This is a genomic window from Spirosoma pollinicola, from assembly GCF_002831565.1.
In the GTDB taxonomy this organism is placed as follows: Bacteria; Bacteroidota; Bacteroidia; order Cytophagales; family Spirosomataceae; genus Spirosoma; species Spirosoma pollinicola.
Genome location: NZ_CP025096.1, coordinates 8,507,203 through 8,529,535, shown reverse-complemented (window position 1 = coordinate 8,529,535; position 22,333 = coordinate 8,507,203). Strand labels below are relative to the sequence as shown.

The following is a 22,333-nucleotide window of genomic DNA, read 5'->3' as shown; positions in this document are numbered from 1 at the left end:
TGGAACTAGCTCATGCTAGTACGGCCAAATAGTTTCAATGTTCATTACATAGCTAAGGATGACGTAAAGTAGCACTGCTTTACAAGGCTTAAACAATCGTTTGAGAGTGTAAACAAGCAGGGTTGCCTAATCTAGTCCTTGTTAGCATGACGTTTAGGGGAATGATTGGTTTGTAAAGGCCTGTAGTAATCAGCCTCTTGGCGATCAGTCATATACTTATGAAGTTGGCCTAAGTATGCCTTCACACTGCGATTCCATGCCCGCAGCTGTTGAGCCATCAATTCACTATAGTCATACGTTTGCTGGTCACATCGGTATAACTCCCGGATCGGCAAGCCATGGCCAACCGAATCAGGATGAGCTCGGAACTGACTCAAGCGATACCGATACCGGCCCGCCTTGACCCTTAGCTCGATGGTCACCCGGTAGTCTTGAGGCGGGTTGGAGCCTACTTGGGCATGCGGCAAGGTGATGATGCCGCACCGGTTAATGTGGTGTTTTGCGCCATGAGCCATGGGTACCAGCGAACCGGCATGGAGCGTATGGGCCAGAAAGCGTTGGGCTCGATTATACAATTGCGTCCTGGACGCCCCGGTTACCGGTACGACAGCTGTGTAAACGATATCCCCTGACTCACCATCAACGGGTACCAGTTGGTAGATCAAGACCTGAGGGGCTTGGGCCTGGGTGCGGAGACTGACCGGCCCCTGTATCAGCCAAGCGATGACGATGAGTTTGAGCCAATAGGGCCCGCGTCGGCCAACCGATGGCGAAACAACGTTGACTGACTGGTAGAGCTCCATAGGCGAGTAAGCGTTAGATTAACAAGAAGCGATTGATAACTACGCTAGTGAAGGGAGGTAGAGTCGGCCTAGTCGATAACTCAAAGATAGTCAGGAACTTTTGCCAATTGTAGTAGATAGCAAAGAATTGTCGGCAACCTGATTATAGCTACTGACTTAGGGTTGATTATCCATGATAATCGACAAGGGATTAGGGGTTAATAGTGACGTTTGAATTGATAGCACCCGAAAGCCCTAAGGCGGGCTTAGCTCCAGGAGCCAGATCGGACAGTGAGCGCACGACCGTAATGGTTTGCCCGGCAATCTCCCAGGGCTCAGACAGAAACATAGCATTAAGCGCCTTATCGGTTTGCTCACGGTATTTGTCGATGAGCTTACTTACCTCAGTCACCATATACCCCCAGTAGTAGCCGCGCTGGCCATTACCAACCCGCCACCGCTTACGGGTTAAATCAGTAGTGTATAAGCCCTCTAAAGCCCGTATGGCTTCAAAGACCTGCTTGCGGGTTTCGGGCTGGCTGGTATCGAGAAGCAGGGTTTTGTCTGACTTGCTGGCCATTGTGGTATTGGGGGTGTCTCTGTCACTAATATACGTATTTATAGTAGTATATCTTTACGGTGAGACGAATAAACGCGTTTTTAAGGCATTATCTCTTACAGATGTACAATCATAGGCGCGATTACAGATGGAAAAAGAAAAAGGGCGAAACCAGCCGTCCTCTTTACCCGCACCCACTCTATGAAGGACTATGTTAGCCACCTTGACAAGTTAATCATTTATATAATTGATTAAACAATTAAAGCGTCTTACCTGGTATTCATGCGCTTAAGGGCTAGCTCATAAAGCAACTGCGCTTTGATAAGCTGCCCTTCATACCGATCAATCAAGGCACTGTAATGCGTAATAACCGAAGAGGACCCTGATGCGGCCGGAGCCATATCCCGGGCGCGTTGCCGTATTTCTTTCAGCCGATCCAGAGTTAGTTGCAAGGTGATCATCTTGACTTCATAGCGCCTGACTTGCTGACTGATCCACTGCTTCCGTTCGGAGCGATTGCTTAAAGTGGCTGGGGGAAATTCACTCAAGATGGCCTGCCACTCGCTTTCCAGCTCCTGAATAGCCTTTAAAAAGGGCGTTCCATCAAAGGCCTCCAGGGGCAGCTTTAGGGACTGCCCCTCATCGATGATGCGCGCACTCAAGAGCTTCTCCCCCTGGGCGACGATACCACTCAGCAGATCAAAGCCTACCTCAAGCTGATCGATTTGGCATCTAAACTCCCGGAGTTGATGCTGGGTATCAACGGTGGTCAGTAATAAGAAGATCATCCGATACGTAGGGGCTACTGGATACGATCGTCCGCTCAAGCGCATTCAGTTAATAGTCTAAGGCTCATTAGATCATTGGGCTCAGGGCCTCTTGAGAGGCCCTGAGCCTTTCCAGAGATGCGTGTTTCCAGGAAGGGTATAGCTGGTTGACACTGAACTTGCTACATTTGACTGGAGACTTTTTTTAGGCAGATTTGAGGCCAAACTTCAATTTGACCATGGTTAAACGACGTGTGTTTGACGAAGCATTCAAGGAAATGGCTGTCGAGCTGTCTTATGTAAAAGGATCAATTCAAGAAGCCGCCCGCGAATTGGACATCGATCCAGGACGAATCAGCAAATGGAGACAACGCCACAAAAAAAACGATCAAACGTTGCCTGCCAATACCACACTTACTGACGAACAGCAACAGATCAGAAGGTTGCAACGAGAGCTTCGAGAAGCTCAGATCTAGCTAGCTAGGGCTCCTTTTGAATACCGATCAGGTAGTAGTGTCCGTGGTAAAACGCGGGTAAGTCGGCACGCCCGACTTCGATTGAAATCTCTTTTTCATTTGGGTGCCATGTCAGCAATTCGGATGAAAGGGCAGTTACAAGATTACTACCAACGAAAAATTGGTGAAGGCAAAAACAAGATGCTGGTTCTGAATGCAGTTCGCAATAAACTCATCCACCGTGTTTGCTCAGTGGTTAACCGCCAGCAGAAATATGACAAAAACTATACGCCCGCGCTTGCATAAACCATGGAAATCCGTGCGGTATACTTAAGGAAGAGTATCTAGCTCATCGAGCGGTTTATGCGTTAGCCCAGGCTGAGTTAGTTCTTGAGCAGGCTGTTTTCTTCTCCAACTACAAGCGTCCTCATTTGAACGGTCCGCCGTGGCGGTTGTGACATGCTGGTGCCAGAACAGGCCCACAAAGGTGAAGGAAAACTGAAGCGAAGGTGGAAGAATTATTATCCCCAAAAGCGAACGGTAGCTGTTGAAAAGAATGAAAACAGGGCTTAATTTACTGGTCAATAAAAAAACGGATTATCAACAAACGGTCAACACTTTTCAGGACGGGTCACTATCATTTCGTACAATTAAAGGCATAAGAATTTCATTAAATGAACAATATAAGTAGCTATAAATCAGAAGGCTATGTTGAATTTAGGCACTCATGAAAATCGTTCACGAAAACCCTTTTATAATTGGACGTTTAGCCGCTGCTACAGCTTAAAAAGCCAATTCATCCTATAAACCCATTCAGATTTGCATGAAATGGAGTACCGCTCTAGCTAGGTAACGTTTCCGCTTCGGCTAAATAAAAACATAGGTTGCCCCTAAGTTGAGAGAGGTGGCCCAGTTGAGTAAAATGTAAAATGTGTCCACTCCGTAAGGCTTGATCAAAGGTACCTCTTATCTTCGTTTCCCTGACTCCCTGACACCCAATGTACCCTATTCTGTGGCTCCTCCTGACTGGCTCAATCCTGCCTGCCCCATCCACACCACCACGCCGGCAGGAACCACTGCTGGCCTGCTGGACCAGACAAGTGAAACCCATTCAAGAGCACTATCTACGCTTTACCTACATTGAACAGCGAAATGAACTCGAACATAGTGCCCAGCCCTGGCAACAGACGCCCTATCAAGCCAGGGGTATTATCTGGATCAATGCCGCCAACTTTCGCCAAATCGATACCGTACGCAATCTCACCCGCCAGAAAACCTACGTTGCCAAAACCCAGGCCTCAGCCCAGGCATTGCTGCTCATCGAGCCCGGTGAGGATAAACTAGCCCCCGTTACCCCCGAAAGACTGCTGCAACAGACCATCCAGGCGGCTCGCTATTCCCCCATTGGCCTCATTGAGTACTTCTATCGCCATCATATTCCTCAGGATCGTAAACGAAGTACGGCGGATCAGGCTTGTTACAGCACCACCATGAACAAAACACTAGTCCGGCTATTCATTCGTCAATCGGATGGTCTGCTGACTCAGCTAGTTACCGTGCAGGCGGATGATATGTTGGGCGATGTACTCAGCACCATCACCTACCATGACTATACCTGGGTGGGAGCCAGCCAGCAGCCAACCCGAATGACGATCGATAAGATCAATGGCAAACTCTATGATCAGGTTCAACTAAGTCCGGGTACCCTGTTGAGTGAGGCCCCCCAACTGATGGCGATGCCCGCCGACTTTCAGTGGCAAACCCCGCAAGCGCCTAAACCTGCGGCCCAGGTAGAACATTACAATGACCACCTGTATTTTATCAACTTACCCCACACCGACGACAAAGTGATGGTAGTGGAGTTTAAAGACTTTATGCTGGTGGCTGAAGCCCCGCTGTCGAGCCAGAATGGTGAGCTGATTATCCGCGAAGTTCGTCGACTGGCCCCCACCAAGCCCATCCGGTATTTCGTCTTTGGCCATCATCATCCCCACTACCTGGGGGGTGTGCGCCCCTTTGTCCACAAAGGGGCGACCATTCTGTGCAGCCCGGGTAACGAGGCTTATGTGCAGTACCTGACGTCAGCGCCTCACCAGTTGCAACCCGACAGTTTGGCGCGGGCTCCCAAAGCGCTCAAGCTGGAAGAGGTGGGTACCCATAAAACGATCACCGATGGTCAGTTGCGATTGGATATCTATTTAATCGGCTCTCAGTCCGCTCACACCAATGATTATCTTATTTATTATTTTCCGGGGGAGCAGCTCCTCTTTGAGGATGACTCGGTGTGGTTAGCCAAGACCGGTATGCCTGCCAGGGCCAGTGCGCGTCAGGTAGGCTTGTACGAAGCCATAGAGCACTTAGGCTTAGCCGTTGGGACTATCATTCAGTCGTGGCCCGTTTCGGACTACGGGGTCAAGACGGTGATTCCCTTTGCGGACTTGAAAGCGTCGATGCCGGTTAAATAAGTCAGTTGCTGCTCGTGGCTAGGGCTGCGCTCAGGTTATTCTTTATTGGGTAGTGAAGTTGGGCGCTTTTGGTCATTAATCTTTCTGAGGATACCGCAATATAACTAGCTCTGGCGACCTGTTACACATGATAAACGATCGTTCAAGAGTTGTTGAATAGGCCATAAAACAGGTATATTTAAGAGATAACAAACATGCATTCGTCATGGATAAAGCAATGGATCAAAATCAATCGTTGCCGATTAATCGTACCCAACCAGCAGCGATTTTGACCAGACGACTCGCCTTGACCCGGTCGGTTGAGCAAGCCGCTGAGGCCTTTAACCGCGCTTGGCAAAAGCAACAAACTAACCTAAACAGAGTGCCAGTCCTGCAAGATCGGTTAGACCAGTTACAGGCAAAGCTTGATGAGCTAAAAATAGAAGCCCCATAGACATGGAGTCAGAAGCACAAAAAGAGCTCATCCAGCAATTAGCTGATTAATGGGTAAGTGTAGAACTAGCCGGTGTGGACTTTGCATATGCCGACTGTATCAAGATTATCGGTGGACTACTCACAACAATTCAGGATCAACAGCGCACCAGGCAGACCTTTACGGCAATCCTGAATCAAGCCGCTGAACTGGACAAGAGCTCGCTTTGGGTTGAGCGGGAAGTTAAGTTTGAGATACTGGCGCACTCGATCGGCCGGGAAGAGTTATTAGCGCTTGAGCTGAAATACGCCCCTATCCTTGATGACCAGACGCTGGATTTATACAATGCCCGCAAAAGACGATTTAGGTCAACAAATTAACTGACTTAACAATGAATGATTAGCTAGTGGAGGTGTGGGACTGGTATAAACAGCATTGGTACCTGATTAAAGCTTTTCGACAGGATGCCATCATCACTGATAACCAACACCTGGGCTTAGCGAAGGCGTTGGTCGACTCGCTCGCTAAACAGCACCCGGTGTTAAAATTTCGGCTCAACCAACTACTCAATTAACGGCAAATGGCGAAGAAACCAACTACCTCGACGGCCGACACTGGCCAACTTAGATACGTAGCGTACTACCGGGTATCCACCCGGGCGCAGGGTGATTCATGCTTAGGGCTTGAAGGTCAACGCGCGGCCGTAGCTGGCTACGTGAAAGGGTCGGACCGTCGAGCGGTTATACTGGCTGAGTACACTGAGGTCGAATCAGGCAAGAGCAACCAACGTGCGGAATTAGCAGCGGCCATCGACCGGGCTAAGAAAGAGAACGCGATTTTAGTGATTGCCAAGCTCGACCGTTTGAGTCGTAACGCGTCGTTCATCTTCACGCTGCGGGATTCGGGCGTAAACTTTCAGTGTGTGGATATGCCAAACGCCAACACCCTGACCATTGGTATCTTTGCGACGCTGGCACAGCACGAACGGGAATTAATAAGCAGTCGTACTAGGGCAGCTCTACAGGCTAAGATTGCGCAGGGTGCTGTTCTGGGTAAGCCCGAGAACATGACGCCTCAGGCGCAGGCTAAGGGCGCAGCAGCCAACCGGCAGCGGGCTATTGACAACTTTGAATCCCGTAAAGCGGAGGGGCTAGCCAAAGAACTACGAAGAGGCAAGAAGACCTATACCGAGATCGCAGAGAAACTTAATCAGTTTGGGTTTAAAACGGCCCAGGACTGCGCATTTTACCCCATGCAGGTGAAGCGCCTTTTAGATCGAGTTATGGTCGATTAACTGTCAGTTCCAGGCTACTCAGGTAATGAGGCTTATTATGCGCCAAACACTCAATCCCAACTAGCCGTTTATTCCGTAAATCATTGCATCACCCTGTACTCAACTCATATGACTGGCGATCAGCAGCCCTTTAATTTTTCTACCAATCTTACTCAGCGACTCAACGTTGACTTGGCCCTCGAAGCAGCTGGTCTGGGCATCTGGGAATTTGACTTAGTAACGGGTGGGATCAACTGGGATGAACGGTGCCGGGCACTCTATGGCTTCACGCAGGATACTCAGATCGCTTACGAGAAATTTATTGAGTGTGTGCATCCTGATGATATAATTCTGCTGGGGGAAGAACTTCAACGCTTGGCGGCTTTGGGCTCCAATGGTCGTTATGACGTGACCTACCGCGTCAATACTATTCAGGATGGTCGCCTGCGCTGGATACGCTCGTATGGACAGGCCACGTTCGCCAAATCGGGCGAGTTGATTCGCTTTGCGGGGGTGGCTCAGGATATTACTCCGCAGATACTGGCCCAACAGCAGCTTGAACAAACTCAACAACAGCTAGTACGCCTGTTTGAGGAAGCCCCCGTGGGCATTGCCTCCATCAGCGGAGACGATCTGAGGTTTCGCTCAGCCAACCCCTACTATGGTGACATCATAGGCCGTTCGCCTCAGCAACTCATCGGAAAGACCCTATTTGACGCGATCCCTGAAGTCCAGGGGCAGGGATTTGATGAGCGACTGCGCCAAGTAATAGCCACAGGCCAATCCTTAACAGCTCAGGAAGTGCCCGCTCAACTGAATCGACACGGGCGATTGGAAACGGCATACGTCAACTTCACCTACCAGCTCCAACGGCCTAATGATAGTCATTCGTCTGATGTCTTAATGATCGCCACTGATGTCACCCTACAGGTACTGGCCCGCCAGCAACTAGAAGAAAGTGAAGCCCGCTTCCGCTTCCTGATCGAGGAGGCTCCCATCGCTACCTGTTTATTTGTGGGCCGGGAGCTGCGCATTGAGGTGGCCAACGAGCGGATGATTCAGGTGTGGGGCAAAGGCGCCGGCGTGTTGGGTGTACCCCTGGCCGATGCGCTGCCCGAACTCCGGGACCAGCATTTTCTAACGACGATCGATGAGGTGTTCACCACCGGAGAGCCCTTCTCGACCAAAGCGGGGCGGGCGGATCTGGTCATTGAGGGTCAGCTCCAGACCTTCTATTTCGACTACGATTTTAAAGCCTTGCGGAACGCCGATGATCAGGTCTATGCCATCATGGAAATGGCAACGGATGTTACGGCGCAGGTAGTGACCCGGCAGGCGCTGGAAGCCAGCGAGGCCTTCGCCCGCGATCTGCTTTACAGTTCCCCGGTGGCCAACCTGGTCTTTGTGGGCCCCGAGATGGTTATCAACACGATTAATGAAGGCATGCTGGCCATGCTGGGACGGGATAAATCCATCATAGGTCAACCGTTTATGAAAGCCATGCCTGAACTGATCGATACACCCCTGATGGATCGGCTGCATCACGTGTTGACAACCGGTGAGACGTTTCATCAGCCTGAAGAGCGGATTGACTTGATTCGCCAAGGCGAGCCCTATACCGGCTTTTACCATTACATCTACACGGCACTGCGGGATAAATTGGGCAAGCCCACCGGCGTGGTTGTCACGGCCATTGAAGTCACTACTCAGGTACTGGCCCGCCAGGCGGTAGAAGAAAGCGAAGCCCGATACCGCCGCTTATCCGAAGAGTTGGACTTGCAGGTTCAGGCGCGTACCGAGGAGTTAGAGACGACCAACGAAGAGTTAGAGGCAACCAACGAAGAATTAGCGGCCAATAATGAAGAATTGACGGCCTCCTCCGAAGAGGTCATCGCTATCAATCTGCATCTTGAGGAGTCCAACCTGCATCTGACCCGCTCGAATGAGAACCTCGAACAGTTCGCCTACATTGCCTCCCATGATCTGCAGGAGCCCCTGCGTAAAATTCAACAGTTTGGCGATTTGCTCAAGACTCGCTATGTTGGCTCAGCCGGGGACGAACTGCTTTACCTGGAGCGGATGCAGGGTGCTGCCAGTCGCATGTCCCTGCTGATCAAAGACCTGTTAACGTTCTCCCGTATCTCAACAAGTCAGGTCATGACCCGGCCAGTACTTCTGAGCGAAGTGATTAGTCAAGTAGTCGATGATTTATCGGTGGCCATCGAGGAGAGTGGCGCACAGATTCAGGTGGATACCTTACCGACTGTGCAGGGGGACCGTTCCCAATTAAGTCAACTCTTTCAAAATCTATTATCGAATGCAGTCAAGTTTCGCCATCGGGCTACGGCCGGGCAGGTGGTGACGCCCCGGATCAGTGTGCGGTCCAGTGTTGTACTCAGGCATGAGCTGCCCGCTTTACTTCAGGTTCCACGGTATGCCGAGGCGTATCACCGTATTGAAGTGGCCGATAATGGCATTGGTTTCGATGAGAAGTATGCGGACCGGATCTTCCAGGTGTTCCAGCGGCTGCACGGCAAGAATGAGTTTGCTGGTACGGGCATTGGTTTGGCTGTGGTGCAGAAAGTAGTCACCAATCATGGAGGTACTATCACGGCCAGCAGTCAGCCGGGAAAAGGCGCTACCTTCTGCGTTTATCTACCCCTGTAGCGAACCAAAGGTGACAGGCGGTTCGAAGGTCCGCTTTCGCTCACTTACCGGGCGTGTTACGTCTGGGAAGGAACGGGTCCAGGCACTAAGCCGACATAAGCCATAAAAGTCAATCCGGTTAGCGGGCTAGTGACTATTTAGGTATGCATACCTGTATAGACCTGGAAGTCGTACCTACCTGATAGTGCTGGATGTCCTGGCGGAACTGTGCTTTCAGCTGCTGTAAGGCCGTGCGTGCCCGGGTCTTGACCGTACCCAGGGGTAGCTTCAGGTGGGTCGCCGCTTCCTGACTGGTGAGACCCTTATAATACATCAACTCGACCACGGCCCGGTAAATAGGCGCCAGTGAACTGACCAGCGAGCCCTTCAGCGGCCCCTCGATTAGGGTGGGCAAAACGACCGAATCGGATTGATGATACCCATACCCGCTCGCTTTGAGCTGTTTTTTTTTGGTCCGTAATTCATCCAGCGCCACGTTCCGGGTGATGGTCAGCAGCCAGGTGAACAATCGACCCTGGGCGGGATCATAGTGCTGGCGGTTGAGCCAGATCTTGATAAAGGCATCCTGGAGTAAATCTTCGGCCCGTGCTGGATCCTTAACCAGTCGCAGCAGCACGCCGTACAAAGCGGGCGCATAAGCCGCATAAAGCCGGGAGAAATCGGCTGACTGGTGAGTTCGTAGGTTGTCAACCAGTGCTTCTTCGGTAGAGGAGGTACTGCTCATCGTGAATGGGTAAAAATGGTAGTGAACGAAATCAGTTGGCCATCAAGGGTTTGGCCTCTAAAACGTACCGTTTAGCTTGAGGGATCAGACGAATCCGCTCCCTATATAGCCATAAGGGAGCGGATAGAACACAAAATGGTTTACCTACTTGAAGGCATTGCGCAGCTGGGTAGCGGCTAGCTCCTGGGCCTGTTGTGCCTGGGGCACGATGGCGTACATGCCAAAAAACTCATGGGTAGCCCCCGTAAACAGCTGATAAGTCACCTGGACCCCCGCTGACTGAAGCTTATCGCGCAGCTGCATGCCCTCACTTTGCAGGGGGTCAATCTCCGCTCCGATAATGGTGGTAGGAGGCAGTCCGTTTAGGTTAGCCACATCAACCAGGGAGATCAGGGGGCTATCCCCATCGGCGGGGGAGTTAAAATAATTACTGGTGAAGTACTGGACCAACGGACGATTCAATGGCTTGGCGTTCGCATACTGATTATAAGAGGGCGTATTGAGGTCATTGTTGGCTACCGGAAATACCGACAGGATATGCACCGGCAAGCTGATGTTTTGGTCACGGGCCATCATGCTGACCGTAATAGCCATATTTCCACCCGCACTCTCACCGGCTACGGCTACTTTGTCGGGATTGCCATTCAAGCTGGCGGCATGCTGCTTAACCCAGGTATAGGCCGCAAAGGCATCTTCATGCGCCGTTGGAAATTTGTTCTCCGGCGCTAGTCGATAATCGACCGAAACAACGACGGCACCGGTCTCTTCGGCTAATGCCAGTGTTGAGTACTCATACACTTCGGGACTGGCAACGACCCAGCCGCCGCCGTGATAGTACACGATGAGGGGTAATACCCCCGATACATTATTGGGCGTATAGACCACGATCCGAATGGGTGTGCCACCCGCCCCCGGAATCATCTGCTGGCTCACGGTAACATTGGCGCTCGGCCGGGGAATATGGTTTTTATCGAGCAGTGAGTTGACCGCATCCTTGAAGGATGGTTGCAATCGGGCCTGTTGGGGCGTTAACTCGTTGAGGGGGGTGGGGCTAAGCCGTCCCAGCTCTTCGATGACCGCCTGCATCTGAGGGCCAATAGTGGGACCCCAGTCGGGCTTGGGTCCGGTGGGTTGAATAATCTGACCGGGTTGGGGGATGCGGTGATCCTGACAGGCCAATAGGGTCAGGGTAAACAGGCAAGCGAATAGGCCTTGAAGCAGGCGTGCGGTTGGGGAAATGTTCGACATGACTCGTCCGTTAGTTTTTAGTGTAACTGACGGCGACACATCTGGTTACGAAAAATTTACTGAGCGAGCCAGTTATCTGAATTGATTTATTGGCTGGTGCATTAGCGTCCATCAACGGATGAACGATCCAAGTCCAGTAACCGCCTTTTTTCAAGGAGCCAATGGGGCTGAATCTACCTCTGCATAAGCCAACAGACTGGTCCTTATGGCCTAACCGAACCGGTTTAGCCGCCCTTAATCCTGTTCCGTCCACTTTTCTTTTTCGAACCAGACTCTAGGCACCGTAGCCGTCTGATACCAGTAGCTTCGTAGCTGACTGACGTATTCTTTCCAGCCGCTGTAGGTGTCTGGTTTCTGGGTGAAGGCAGTTGCTCCAGCTAACCAGGCGGCCTTCTTATCGGCGTCTTCCTGGCTGGAGGACAGAATAATGACGGGCAATAACGTACCCTGGGGATGAGTTCGAATCAAATGCAGAAACTCCAGGCCGCTGGGGCCAATATTTAGATTGATATCTAGTAGCACTAATACCGGGCCCCGACCGGTTAGATCACTTAAATAGCAGGAGGCATCCTCGAAGCTGGTTACATGAATAAATTCCGCTTCGGGGAAATGGTCCCGGGCCGACCGGCTCAACAGGTCAGCGATGTGGGGATCATCATCGACTAATAAAATGGGGAAGGTACCAGGCATCATGAGTGGTAATAGTTAACCTGAGCAATAACCCTCCAATTATAACTTATTTTTTTATCATAGCTGGATCCATTATCTGCTTATGTCTGACGACTGGATCGTGCCGCTGTCGAGCTAAGCTTATGTGAGTCAGCTGGGGAGGTATTCACTACGTGTAGGTAGACGAGGTTGTGACTATAAGGGAATGGTCTTGCTCAAACATAAATCAACTACTTAGCATCCCAACGGCCTGGTTATTAAACACTACTTATAAAGTAAGTGTTGTTGGGCCATCATCGCTCTGCTTTCACTAAGGCGATTAGCCCTCTTTTGGCGGTCGAGTTGCTCGACTATTAACTATGAAGTTGAACTGGCCTTTGCGTTTCGACAGGAGCACACCCCGGCGGTTGGAGCCAGTCCGATTTACCGCTCCGTTTGCCCAACCCGCATCCCCGGCTGTACCTTTTACCCCGGTACCAGTATCACTCTTTGAATTTAAGCGCCTTCTTGCCCGCTATAAACGAGCTGGTTTCGAAGGGCACCAAATCTGGCGCCAAAGTCAAGAGAAATACTTCTTCCAGCCTAAAACACCTATTAGTATGCTCGTTCACACCATTATCGACCCCTTTACATCCCCCGAGTGGATGATTGAAGACTGGTCTATTAAATTCATGTTATCTGAAAGGCTATTGACCCATGCCCGCAAGCAATCAGATACGCCCAACTGGTACGAAGATCCGCTGATAGCCGCGACCTGGGGTGGCGTGATCGCTACCTGTTTTCGTAGTGTTCAAGCGTATCACAAGAGCTTCGCTATTTTACCCATGGTGGGAGATCGGTTATTCAATGAAGATACGGGCTGGCAGATTAAAGACCGCTCGATTGATGGGGATCTAATGACCATTACCTTTACACTGGATAGTTAGGGGGAGTACGCCTCTAAGCAAGGTAAAAATGCATCCTGATGGCTATGGATCAGGAGTAGAACAATTGTGCTACATTATTTCCACAGCCTACTTTACGCCAAAGGGAGCATAATCGTTTCCCACCAGAAGGTGCGTAGTCGCTCAAAATAAGTGCTCCACTCAGCGGCAGTCAATGGCTTGAGATAAAAGCCGCTGGCCCCGCTACTATAAGCCCGGCGGATGTCTTCGGGGTCGGTCGATGAACTCATGACCAGAATGGGTATTTGCTGGCAATGACACCCCAGGAGCTTAGTCCGGATGGCTTCCAATGAATCGAGGCCGTCAATTAATAAGGGTAAGTACAGGTTATGCAGGATAAGCTTTGGCAATAAGCCCTGGTCAGAAATATTTTGGTCCAGATAGTCGAGCGCTTGGTGAGCATTAACAACGTGCTTTACACTCACTTCGGGTAGATGCCTTCTGAGCATCAAACTGACAATAAGCCAGATGTCCGGGTTGTCTTCGACAACGAGTAAGGTAGCTTGCGCGAAATTGTGTTCAGCGACCACCGCATTATTGTCAGGTTCCATCCATTTGGTAAGTTGGTTAATCGCTTAACTGCCGGACGAGCCAGTGCGCACTACAGTCACTGGCAAAGTGAGCAAATGGGGGAACCGTCGGTTATTGATGATTCGGCTTGTTGGAAATATGCTTTTGACATGGGACATTGTGCGACTAAGACAGAAGCTAAACCCCCGCAACATCAATGATGATAATTAGATAAATTATCACTGTTCTATCACTGTGATCTCTAAATTGCCCTTTTTTTATACGTGTCCAATGTGTCTAATGACGTTCGCTTGAAAACATTCAAAATGCGCCCCTACTGCCTAGATTAGTCGATTAATGGATTTTTCATAAGGTTATGATTTTTATTAGCCACCTACCTTTTTAATATGGTTTCAAACCGTATTAAAAACCTATGGTTTGTTAGCCCTAAATACCGTTTCTGACGGCATATTAATTCCCTCGAATTTGGGGTAATTGGAGTTGCGCTCTTTGCGTCAATTCGTGTATATACACAAATTATTCCGGCTTGCGAACCTATAGAGTAGCTCCTTTTGATGCCTTTTATATTTTCCAGTATGGAATTTAGGGGCTTATATGCCGGTTAGGACAAAAATAGGGTAGCGGAATATTATTTTGTGAAACGAAAATATAATTCATAAGAAAGCCTAGAATGAAAATTACACACGAAGGCAAAGAACTAGCACCCTGCATTGTATCAAAAGCAAAGTATGCTCTTGAATTGAAAGACCAATCACCATGTAACCAAAACCCGTGCAGTGAAGCCTACTGGGAAAAAACCGTTGTAATCGTTGGGAGGCATTATAACCTTGATGACAATACAATAAACAACGCCATTGAAATGTATAATGATCTGTTTTTAGGTTGACTGAAACATGGTGCTTTTTACATTTATTGGCTTGTCCTAACTGGTATACAAGTCCCATAATTTATACCTATGGCTACGGATCGGCTGTAGAATGATTATTCTACATGTCTCAATCGTACATACGCTTTTGATATCCCTCAGACTCTTTGACTCCTGACGGCCTGGCTGAAACAGTTCAAAGCCAATTAGCGAGGTTAGACCGGATCGCAGTAGCAAACGGAGTAAAAGCAGAAGCCTGATCGATAAGGTAAAACTAGTAGCTCGCAAAGTCGCCAATCCTCATCCGCCGCGAATCGTTATTTATGCATAAACCGGTAAAGTCGCAGCGTCAAAATCGTCTCGGGCCGCTTGCGGAAATTATTCAACAGACTATCCAGGGCGGCCTCCCCATATAACAGAAAGTCGTAAACCCTATTTTTTCTGGAAGAAGCCAGTTGCTCGAACGTTGCCCGCATGGACCAGAACAAAAACATGACGAAGCCGTATTTATTGCCGTGATCATTTTGAAACACGCGCCGTTCATTGCGAACCCGGTAATAGTTTTTCCAGGCACCCGGCCAGGGGATGCCATCACGGTCGACGCTGGGGGGATGGTAAAATACGGATTTGGGTATGGTGACCACGGGAAAGCCCATCTTCTGGGCCCGGGTCATATACTCCACTTCATCGCCCCAGATGAATAACTTTTTATCGGGTATGCCAATGGCTTTGATAACCTGCGAGCTAATCAGGGTCCCATTAAAGAAAGCGGCTACTCCATAAACCATATCCCGGGATGTCATATCGGTGACGTGGCGAAATGTTTGATTAGGCTTGTAGACAAAGAAGGCCAGTTCGTCTTTATTGCGGGCATTAATCGACAAACAATTCTTAATACAGGGCCCCAGGTTTGGGGAAAGCAGTAGCTGTTCCAGCGCATCGGGTGCTGCCAGGCAGTCATCATCCATGCACCAGATCCAGTCATAGCCATCCTGGTAAGCCTGCTGAATGCCGGTGGCAAATCCACCCGCTCCGCCCAGGTTTGGCTGGGTGAGTACGCTTAGGCCCGACTGATCACCAAGCCATTCGGCGGTCCCGTCCGTACTGCCGTTATTGATCACATAAATTGAGTCTGGTCGTCTGGTTTGGTCCTGCAAGCTGGCAAGACACTTGGTTAAATCCTGAAGTCGATTAAAGGTTACGACAACGGCGGCAATTTGTTCCATAGGTACAATTTATACTGAGACTATTCGCAAATTTTGGCATGACTGGGTGCTACATAGCGTCCAGTTGCCCTCATCGATGATCCTGAGTGACTCTAAGGGGGAAGGCCGACGAGAACCGACGAAGCAGGGATGCTCAGTTAACTACGGCCTGGGTTACAAAGCCGCTCCCATTGTTTTCTAGTTAGGCTGAGTCTTTTTACTTGATGTCACGGACAGTTACCGTTTTCAATAAACTAGTAGCAAACTATAGTTTATAAAGCAATACTGTGACTTTTCATACATGACTAATTTGACACACAGTATAATTTTTAGCGGGAAAACCAGCTGAAAAGTTTATTGGTCGTATTGTTCTTGTTAGAGTCGTTTGTGAGTTTATGGTCAACCAAGGGCAGGCTCAATTGACTCATTTTAGTCAAAACGAAGAATGGGGACCCTACTACGAGTTCAGACTATACAAGCAACGGGCTTACAAGGCTTACGGCCCTGGTGAATAGTCGGGTAGGGCATTTGTACTCAACCTTGCGTACAAATGCCGTACAAAATCAACTCGACTTAAGGTCGAACCCCTTTGTGTTACCAGGCATCCTGATCATGAACCCGTACTAAAATTTAGGTCCATTACTTGTTGTATACTTTCCAGTGTATAAACCCGCCGCTATTGCAAATATGCAATAGCACTGCACACTATCTTTTGTATAACACTTGTTACACGTCGCTATCCGATTCCATCGGACATAAAAAAACAGTGCTACAAATCGCAGCACTGCCTGTCAATTACTTATGCTAAGCCCTAATGATTTTTTGGCAGCCCGCCCGGTGGGGCACTCAGAATCATATTGCGGGCTAGCCGCAAAAAACCTCTATACTCTCGCTACACCCTACCTAACCGCTGACTGCAAAAAAAGAGGTGTGGCGCGAAGTCACCATTTAGTCTGTTAATATATAATATCACATATCCGCAGTTTTTAGCTCTTTTAAGCCATTATTAAATATGAACTATGTATTGACAGCATATTTAGGTACAGAGTGGCTCAGGGTGTACTTTTGGCGCCTACAGAACAGGTTTATATGCATACCATAACTTGGATGCTTATAATGGTTAATTTTATGAGTTGTTTAAGACCTATAACGTCTAAGCAAAAAGCTACTCTATGCTACCACTTATTACAACTAAAATTAAGGATGACACGCTATAATGGCTTTGTGCCAATGTTCGTCTTGGTCGATTGGTCGATTTTGAATTTCAACCCTTGCAGGAGATAGTAGGCGTTGATAGTGATACCATGTATATAGTCTTGGAAGATTTTAGGGAATTAGGATTGATCAGCCAGTTAAACCCAATGAGGGCTGGTACACAAATAAGGCTCCAGTCTAAGGCTCACACTTTTTTTCTGCGTGGAGGCTTTGCGGTTGAGGATGCGCTCAATGAAGCGAACATTAAGAGGATACTATATGATTTGGAAAGCCTTCAAAAGCAGCTTAAGCCGGATCAGCTAGACGCATTTAATAAAATCGCTTCAATCGCTTCATCAATTGCCACCGTTCTTACGACATTTTCAGATAAAAATTAACCCAAAAAAAAAGCCACACCGGGCGGGGCGTGGCTTTATAATAACTCAAACCGGATTGAAGTTTGGCGACCTACCTAAGTCAAACAACCACTCATGAATGAGTGACGCGACTGTTCAATAAGCGTAATTGTATGAGACCGGGCGTGGTAGTAGAAATGGGCCATCGACATACTTATCAAACTAAAACGGTGTGGCAGTGCAGATGGCTGTGCTGCATGTGTGGCTTTTAGCTTGACTACCAGCCCAGGTAGCCTTCGGGCGTAACGCCGTTCATCCGAAGATAGACCATGCACTGCCCGCGATGGTGGATAATGTGATTCTCCATCGCGTAGAGGTACCGCCAGTTCGGAACCATACCCCCCACAAAATCAGCCTGCTCAAAAAGCTTTGCATCCGGTATTGTCGTGATGGTTTGCCGCATAAAGGCGTAGAGCGCTTTCACCTCATCCAGTACCTGTTGCTTAGTCACTGCCTTTGACAGGTCGCGGCCGTTTTTATAGGGATCGGCAATGCCCAGCCGATCTGCCAGGAGCGTTGTTGTGAACTGGCAGCAATGCCGCCACTGCTCGGCAAAGGTCATGGCTTCGGGCGTGTATTTGAAGTCGTATGACTCGGCCGGCATCTGTGTGGCCGTGATCAGGGTGAGCATTTCAGACCTAGCCCAAGCCTCGAGTAACTCCCGGCGCACGCGCTGGGCTTCGGATTCGAGGTCGATGGGGACGGGGCGGGCAAGGGCCGCCGCAGGTAGCAGGCCGGTGCCCAGGAGGTTTTTGAGGAAAGAGAGTCGGTTCATAATCCTAAGTTGCCAATTAATTGATTATAAACCAAGTAAGCTAATGGTACTGGTTTTAAAGTCGTTCACTTCCTTCAAGTTTATAAATGCATCTCAGGCCGGACGTATTGCCGTTTCGTACCGTACCGGGACCGCTGGTTAATGCTTCCGAAATTTCTACTCAAGCAATGGGCTATAGGTAAATTTTACGAAAAAACGTATATTGATCACTGCATTTGTTAAGCTACCAATGGACACTGATATAAAGCCAGGCGATCGGGTCGAAGTTACGCAGACCAACAGAGGCGGTTTTTACAAGGGGCGCTACTTAGCTACCGGGATTCAGCTGACCACCAAAGCCAGAGTCAAGGTGAGAGACGACGAAGGCAAGCAGTATATGCCTTTGCTTACTCACGTTAAGAAACTCAATTTACACATCTATCTACCGGTGATATAACCAAAAATGGATAAGTGGATAACCGCCGATTATAATTGTTAACTTAATAAATAGTCTATTCATTTAAAAGTTAAAAAAGAGGGCTGTATCGCCCTCTGGGGAGGGGCGAAGACCGCCATTTTTCGCTTCGCTTTTTCAGTATTAGCAAAAGGCGCTACATCGCTACACCCCAGCAATTAACTGGTGGCTGTAAAAAAAAGAAGTGTGGCGAAGTTGCCAATTTTTTAATAATGAATAACTGGCTATAGTGCCCCTCCATAAGATTTTGGTAGAGGGTGAGCTGCGCTGGCGCAAACAATAGATTCGTTTATGAGTACAACAAGAATGAACGAAGAACAACGGACTCGGCTCACGGCCGAACTTAAGGCGTTTGATCAACTTGTAAAATAATAAGGCCCGCAAATCGCATTTACGGGCCTTAAATGAAAAGCCACACCGGGTAGGGCGTGGCAATCTGGTAAAGTAAGCAGGTTAATCACTACTTACCTTAACCAGCGCTACTCCTTCAATCAGGCAACTCATCAATGTTGCGGCCATCAGCCTGTTGGCGATATGTTTACTTGAAGCCAGTACCGACAGATGCCTGCCAGAAACGGAACCAGCGAAGCGGTGGCTGACAAACCAATAACAGAGTTGGCTTGCCACCCATAGCACTGACTAATCAATGAATCGATCGGTAAGACAAAAATGATGATAGGCAAATGGCGTAGGGAAGGAGCCTGTTTGATCCGCTGCAGCGTCAAGAACCGATCCTGGGTGTTGGTCCGCGCATCTAGCAATAGCAAAGCCGGTAGATTAGCGGCATCGGGCCAACTAGCGGGCATGTCCTGGCTCTGAGTCACCAGTTAAATACGTTGACCTAATGGGCAAGAGTCAATCAGCTCCTCCAGCAAGGACGCTGCATCCAGCTCATCCGTCATGAATATAATCGGAGGTTGTGACTCAATAAACTGAGCGCCTAAAGGCGCGGGTAGCGCTGCGCTGTCGGTCACGGATGGACCACGACCCCTGCTTGGCTGAGCGGAATCTACCACCGGGCAGTTGAGCAGAAACGCCTGAGCCGCCAACCATTGTCGACGGCCAATGGGAAGCTGCTCACCCGTGCTTAGTTGAATTGCCCCGCCCTTCTTCGATGTGGGTGGGGGGTATAGGGATTGAACATGGACCGGATTTACTAAAACGCTTTTATGGATCCGGACGAAGTCAGGCAGCTGTTGGCCGAAGTAGCTGATGGACTTGGATAGGAGTTTTTTTTCGCCGCTCTGGAAATGGACCCAACTGTAGTTATTGGCACCAAGTATGTGTGTAATTAAAGCCGGATACTGCAACGTTTTTTAGATAAGGCTCATCAAGGGTGAAGGCTTGGTCTAAAAAAGAATAGTCAGGAATCAACTAGCCTGATTAGGCAAGGGCAAAGTGGACTTGCAACAGTATAGTGGAGATTTTTTAGGCGGCCATTGAGGAAGTGTAAAAATAAGATTCCTGTTGACTGGGCGTGCGGTAATTCAATACTGAATGCTTCCGTCGGCGGTTGTACCATCCCTCGATATACTCGAAAGTAGCCAACCGAGCCGCTGCCCGCGTGGCAAAATAAGTATGATTGACCATCTCGCACTTGAGGGTCTTAAAAAAACTCTCAGCAACCGCATTATCCCAGCAATTTCCCTTGCGGCTCATACTTTGCGCCACCGGTAAGTCCTTTAGTTCATCCCTCTAGCTAGCTAGCAATTCTTTGCTATCTACTACAATTGGCAAAAGTTCCTGACTATCTTTGAGTTATCGACTAGGCCGACTCTACCTCCCTTCACTAGCGTAGTTATCAATCGCTTCTTGTTAATCTAACGCTTACTCGCCTATGGAGCTCTACCAGTCAGTCAACGTTGTTTCGCCATCGGTTGGCCGACGCGGGCCCTATTGGCTCAAACTCATCGTCATCGCTTGGCTGATACAGGGGCCGGTCAGTCTCCGCACCCAGGCCCAAGCCCCTCAGGTATTGATCTACCAACTGGTACCCGTTGATGGCGAGTCAGGGGATATCGTTTACACAGCTGTCGTACCGGTAACCGGGGCGTCCAGGACGCAATTGTATAATCGAGCCCAACGCTTTCTGGCCCATACGCTCCATACCGGTTCGCTGGTGCCTATGGCTCATGGCGCAAAACACCACATTAACCGGTGCGGCATCATCACCTTGCCGCATGCCCAAGTAGGCTCGAGCCCGCCTCAAGACTACCGGGTGACCATCGAGCTAAGGGTCAAGGCGGGCCGGTATCGGTATCGCTTGAGTCAGTTCCGAGCTCATCCTGATTCGGTTGGCCATGGCTTGCCGATCCGGGAGTTATACCGATGTGACCAGCAAACGTATGACTATAGTGAATCGAAGGCTCAACAGCTGCAGGCATGGAATCGCAGTGTGAAGGCATACTTGAGCCAGCTTCAGGAGCAAATGAGTGACCATCAGGAGACGGAGTATTATAAACCCTTGTAAGCCATCTTTTCTTCATCCTGCTGGTAATAAACTTCACGCTGACAGAGATCAGAGCAGGCCAGCCAGTTTGTTCTACTATCAAATGACCGCTCATGATTTGTATTAACTTGCACTTTCCCGCTATAAGTCTCTATTATTAAATAGCAGGAAAGCAGCTCCGTATGAATGCGGGGCATAATCCGCTCAACAGTGGCTTCTTGAGCAGTGCTCCGACCCCTATTGATTACTGCTCAAATAGGTTTTGTTCCCATTCTTATTAATATAAAATTTCCCGCCTTTGTCACCCGTATGCACGACCTCCCCGTGCGGACCTTTCTGCGTCTTAACGACAGGGGCTTCATAATCAGCGGATGTCGCCTTTTGCCCGGGTGCCAAAGCGGGCATTGGTTTGAGGATATTTTTTTCCGCTTTGGCCGCCCGTGCCTTGGCCATTCGGTCGTTGACCGACATCTTTTGAGCGGGAGGTGTCGATTGAGCCAGCCCGTCAATGGAGAGCCATAGACTCCACAGGATCATTAGTAAGTAACCCATCTGTTTCATGATGCATCCAAAGTTTAACGTGGAAATAATATATACGGACCTATCACTTCTTGCCCTGCTTAAAAAGGCCTAAAGCCGCGACCAAAATTACTAAACTCATATTGATTCATCAACCCCGGCCGGTAGAGTTTGCTGGAAGCTGACTCTTCGATTAATTCTGATCAAACACCTCGTTATTGCCAATTGAAGCGCCGTAAGATAATAAACAAATACGCATAAATGACTCATATTCTGAGAATTACACTTTCTTTCCCCGCCCCACATTGGGGCTTAAATGCCCCAATGTGGGGCGGGGAAAGAAACCTTAGCTGAGGACCATAGATTGACCAGTGGCTGCATTACCCCTTTTTCCTTGACGGCATGATTTTGTCAGCTTGCATTGGTATCGTTGTTTAAACCAGACAAGTATGATCCGTTTCGTAACTGGCATTGCTACAGGACTTGCCATCGCCTACCTGACTGCCCCTAGTTCGGGTAAAACAACCCGTGATTCCTTGGTGAGTTTTGCGAAGGACAAGGTGGAACGGTACAAGCAAATTAAAGGGCAGTTAGACAAAACCGTTGCTCAGGTAAAGCACCTTGCCGAAGTGGTGAAATCTCAGACGGGTTTTTCCCTGCCAAGCCTGTTTACTAACAAAGAAGCTGCCCGTTGAACAACGCGCGTTCGCGAAACGCTTCGTTTAAGACCGATCAGCCGATCGATGCGTTGGTGAATGCGGCAAAATCAGGTATAGACAGCCGACTAAGAAATAAGTACATGTTCTGATTGTCTCAATATAGTGAAAAGAGCCCTTAAACAAGAGATGGCCAAGGGCTTGTAATGAATAACCACCGAGCTAAGAAAGCCCGTAACTGGTCGTGTTCAGGGCTGAAGTTGAGGAGCCCAAATGGCCTTACCAAAGTGATTTAAACAAATTA

22 protein-coding genes and 2 pseudogenes are annotated in these 22,333 nt (G+C 49.1%); 11 read left to right on the top strand and 13 right to left on the bottom strand.

The window, feature by feature from the left end:
* Window positions 1-131: 131 nt before the first annotated feature.
* The 3 genes from CWM47_RS36410 to CWM47_RS36400 all read right to left on the bottom strand — a co-directional run bounded on the left by CWM47_RS36410 (window position 132) and on the right by CWM47_RS36400 (window position 2,129).
* The gene (locus CWM47_RS36410; RefSeq protein ID WP_100993391.1) at window positions 132-803 is read right to left on the bottom strand and encodes a DUF4468 domain-containing protein; all 672 of its coding nucleotides are present in this window, start codon (window positions 801-803) and stop codon (window positions 132-134) included.
* A gap of 190 nt (window positions 804-993) precedes the next feature.
* Window positions 994-1,362 (bottom strand): hypothetical protein, encoded by a 369-nt coding sequence (locus tag CWM47_RS36405; protein ID WP_100993390.1) that lies wholly within the window; start codon window positions 1,360-1,362, stop codon window positions 994-996.
* Between the two features lie 248 nt (window positions 1,363-1,610).
* Window positions 1,611-2,129, bottom strand: coding sequence for a hypothetical protein (locus tag CWM47_RS36400; protein ID WP_157816186.1), 519 nt, complete (start codon window positions 2,127-2,129; stop codon window positions 1,611-1,613).
* Window positions 2,130-2,347: 218 nt separating this feature from the next.
* On the opposite strand from CWM47_RS36400, the gene CWM47_RS36395 reads away from it, so the two are divergent.
* The 7 genes and pseudogenes from CWM47_RS36395 (at window position 2,348) to CWM47_RS36365 (ending at window position 9,380) form a co-directional block, all read left to right on the top strand.
* Entirely contained in the window at window positions 2,348-2,584 is a 237-nt protein-coding gene (locus CWM47_RS36395; RefSeq protein WP_100993388.1) for a transposase, read from the top strand.
* 9 nt (window positions 2,585-2,593) lie between these two features.
* A pseudogene (locus CWM47_RS39620) lies at window positions 2,594-2,869 on the top strand (transposase); the annotation flags it as partial.
* A 692-nt stretch (window positions 2,870-3,561) separates the two neighbouring features.
* Window positions 3,562-5,028, top strand: a complete 1,467-nt coding sequence (locus CWM47_RS36385) for an MBL fold metallo-hydrolase (protein WP_100993387.1) — start codon at window positions 3,562-3,564, stop codon at window positions 5,026-5,028.
* Between the two features lie 205 nt (window positions 5,029-5,233).
* Window positions 5,234-5,461: a hypothetical protein gene (locus CWM47_RS36380; RefSeq protein WP_100993386.1), complete on the top strand. Its 228-nt coding sequence runs from the start codon at window positions 5,234-5,236 to the stop codon at window positions 5,459-5,461.
* 74 nt (window positions 5,462-5,535) lie between these two features.
* Window positions 5,536-5,820, top strand: a complete 285-nt coding sequence (locus CWM47_RS36375) for a hypothetical protein (protein ID WP_100993385.1) — start codon at window positions 5,536-5,538, stop codon at window positions 5,818-5,820.
* Between the two features lie 200 nt (window positions 5,821-6,020).
* Window positions 6,021-6,734, top strand: a complete 714-nt coding sequence (locus CWM47_RS36370) for a recombinase family protein (protein ID WP_100993384.1) — start codon at window positions 6,021-6,023, stop codon at window positions 6,732-6,734.
* 108 nt (window positions 6,735-6,842) lie between these two features.
* A complete protein-coding gene (locus CWM47_RS36365) occupies window positions 6,843-9,380 on the top strand; it encodes a PAS domain-containing sensor histidine kinase (protein WP_100993383.1) in 2,538 nt (845 codons plus the stop codon).
* A 133-nt stretch (window positions 9,381-9,513) separates the two neighbouring features.
* Here CWM47_RS36365 and CWM47_RS36360 read toward each other — a convergent pair whose 3' ends face one another.
* The 3 genes from CWM47_RS36360 to CWM47_RS36350 all read right to left on the bottom strand — a co-directional run bounded on the left by CWM47_RS36360 (window position 9,514) and on the right by CWM47_RS36350 (window position 12,045).
* Window positions 9,514-10,104, bottom strand: a complete 591-nt coding sequence (locus tag CWM47_RS36360) for an RNA polymerase sigma factor (RefSeq protein ID WP_100993382.1) — start codon at window positions 10,102-10,104, stop codon at window positions 9,514-9,516.
* 144 nt (window positions 10,105-10,248) lie between these two features.
* Complete coding sequence (locus tag CWM47_RS36355) at window positions 10,249-11,352, bottom strand: alpha/beta hydrolase (protein ID WP_100993381.1); 1,104 nt, start codon at window positions 11,350-11,352, stop codon at window positions 10,249-10,251.
* A 234-nt stretch (window positions 11,353-11,586) separates the two neighbouring features.
* A complete protein-coding gene (locus CWM47_RS36350) occupies window positions 11,587-12,045 on the bottom strand; it encodes a response regulator (protein ID WP_240625631.1) in 459 nt (152 codons plus the stop codon).
* A 335-nt stretch (window positions 12,046-12,380) separates the two neighbouring features.
* Here CWM47_RS36350 and CWM47_RS36345 point away from each other — a divergent pair, with 335 nt between their 5' ends.
* Window positions 12,381-12,947 (top strand): hypothetical protein, encoded by a 567-nt coding sequence (locus CWM47_RS36345; RefSeq protein WP_100993380.1) that lies wholly within the window; start codon window positions 12,381-12,383, stop codon window positions 12,945-12,947.
* Between the two features lie 92 nt (window positions 12,948-13,039).
* Here the strand turns inward: CWM47_RS36345 and CWM47_RS36340 are convergent, their stop codons facing one another.
* Together CWM47_RS36340 and CWM47_RS36330 are read right to left on the bottom strand one after the other, a co-directional pair.
* Window positions 13,040-13,516 (bottom strand): response regulator, encoded by a 477-nt coding sequence (locus CWM47_RS36340; RefSeq protein WP_100993379.1) that lies wholly within the window; start codon window positions 13,514-13,516, stop codon window positions 13,040-13,042.
* Window positions 13,517-14,678: 1,162 nt separating this feature from the next.
* Complete coding sequence (locus tag CWM47_RS36330; RefSeq protein ID WP_100993377.1) at window positions 14,679-15,587, bottom strand: glycosyltransferase family 2 protein; 909 nt, start codon at window positions 15,585-15,587, stop codon at window positions 14,679-14,681.
* 1,226 nt (window positions 15,588-16,813) lie between these two features.
* Here CWM47_RS36330 and CWM47_RS36325 point away from each other — a divergent pair.
* Window positions 16,814-17,158 (top strand): hypothetical protein, encoded by a 345-nt coding sequence (locus CWM47_RS36325; RefSeq protein WP_100993376.1) that lies wholly within the window; start codon window positions 16,814-16,816, stop codon window positions 17,156-17,158.
* 235 nt (window positions 17,159-17,393) lie between these two features.
* Here the strand turns inward: CWM47_RS36325 and CWM47_RS36320 are convergent, their stop codons facing one another.
* The 4 genes and pseudogenes from CWM47_RS36320 to CWM47_RS36300 form a co-directional block, all read right to left on the bottom strand.
* Window positions 17,394-17,951 carry a DinB family protein gene (locus tag CWM47_RS36320; protein ID WP_100993375.1) on the bottom strand — a complete coding sequence of 186 codons (558 nt, stop codon included), beginning with the start codon at window positions 17,949-17,951 and terminating at the stop codon, window positions 17,394-17,396.
* A 972-nt stretch (window positions 17,952-18,923) separates the two neighbouring features.
* Window positions 18,924-19,211, bottom strand: a complete 288-nt coding sequence (locus CWM47_RS36310) for a response regulator (RefSeq protein ID WP_100993373.1) — start codon at window positions 19,209-19,211, stop codon at window positions 18,924-18,926.
* 21 nt (window positions 19,212-19,232) lie between these two features.
* Entirely contained in the window at window positions 19,233-19,715 is a 483-nt protein-coding gene (locus CWM47_RS40540; RefSeq protein WP_100993372.1) for a LytTR family transcriptional regulator DNA-binding domain-containing protein, read from the bottom strand.
* Window positions 19,716-19,833: 118 nt separating this feature from the next.
* Window positions 19,834-20,070: pseudogene (locus tag CWM47_RS36300) on the bottom strand (integrase core domain-containing protein); the annotation flags it as partial.
* Window positions 20,071-20,242: 172 nt separating this feature from the next.
* On the opposite strand from CWM47_RS36300, the gene CWM47_RS36295 reads away from it, so the two are divergent.
* Window positions 20,243-20,875 (top strand): DUF4468 domain-containing protein, encoded by a 633-nt coding sequence (locus CWM47_RS36295; protein ID WP_100993371.1) that lies wholly within the window; start codon window positions 20,243-20,245, stop codon window positions 20,873-20,875.
* Between the two features lie 216 nt (window positions 20,876-21,091).
* On the opposite strand, the gene CWM47_RS36290 is transcribed toward CWM47_RS36295, so the two are convergent.
* The gene (locus CWM47_RS36290) at window positions 21,092-21,415 is read right to left on the bottom strand and encodes a hypothetical protein (RefSeq protein ID WP_100993370.1); all 324 of its coding nucleotides are present in this window, start codon (window positions 21,413-21,415) and stop codon (window positions 21,092-21,094) included.
* A gap of 407 nt (window positions 21,416-21,822) precedes the next feature.
* Here CWM47_RS36290 and CWM47_RS36285 point away from each other — a divergent pair, with 407 nt between their 5' ends.
* The gene (locus CWM47_RS36285) at window positions 21,823-22,068 is read left to right on the top strand and encodes a YtxH domain-containing protein (RefSeq protein ID WP_100993369.1); all 246 of its coding nucleotides are present in this window, start codon (window positions 21,823-21,825) and stop codon (window positions 22,066-22,068) included.
* Window positions 22,069-22,333: the final 265 nt, after the last annotated feature.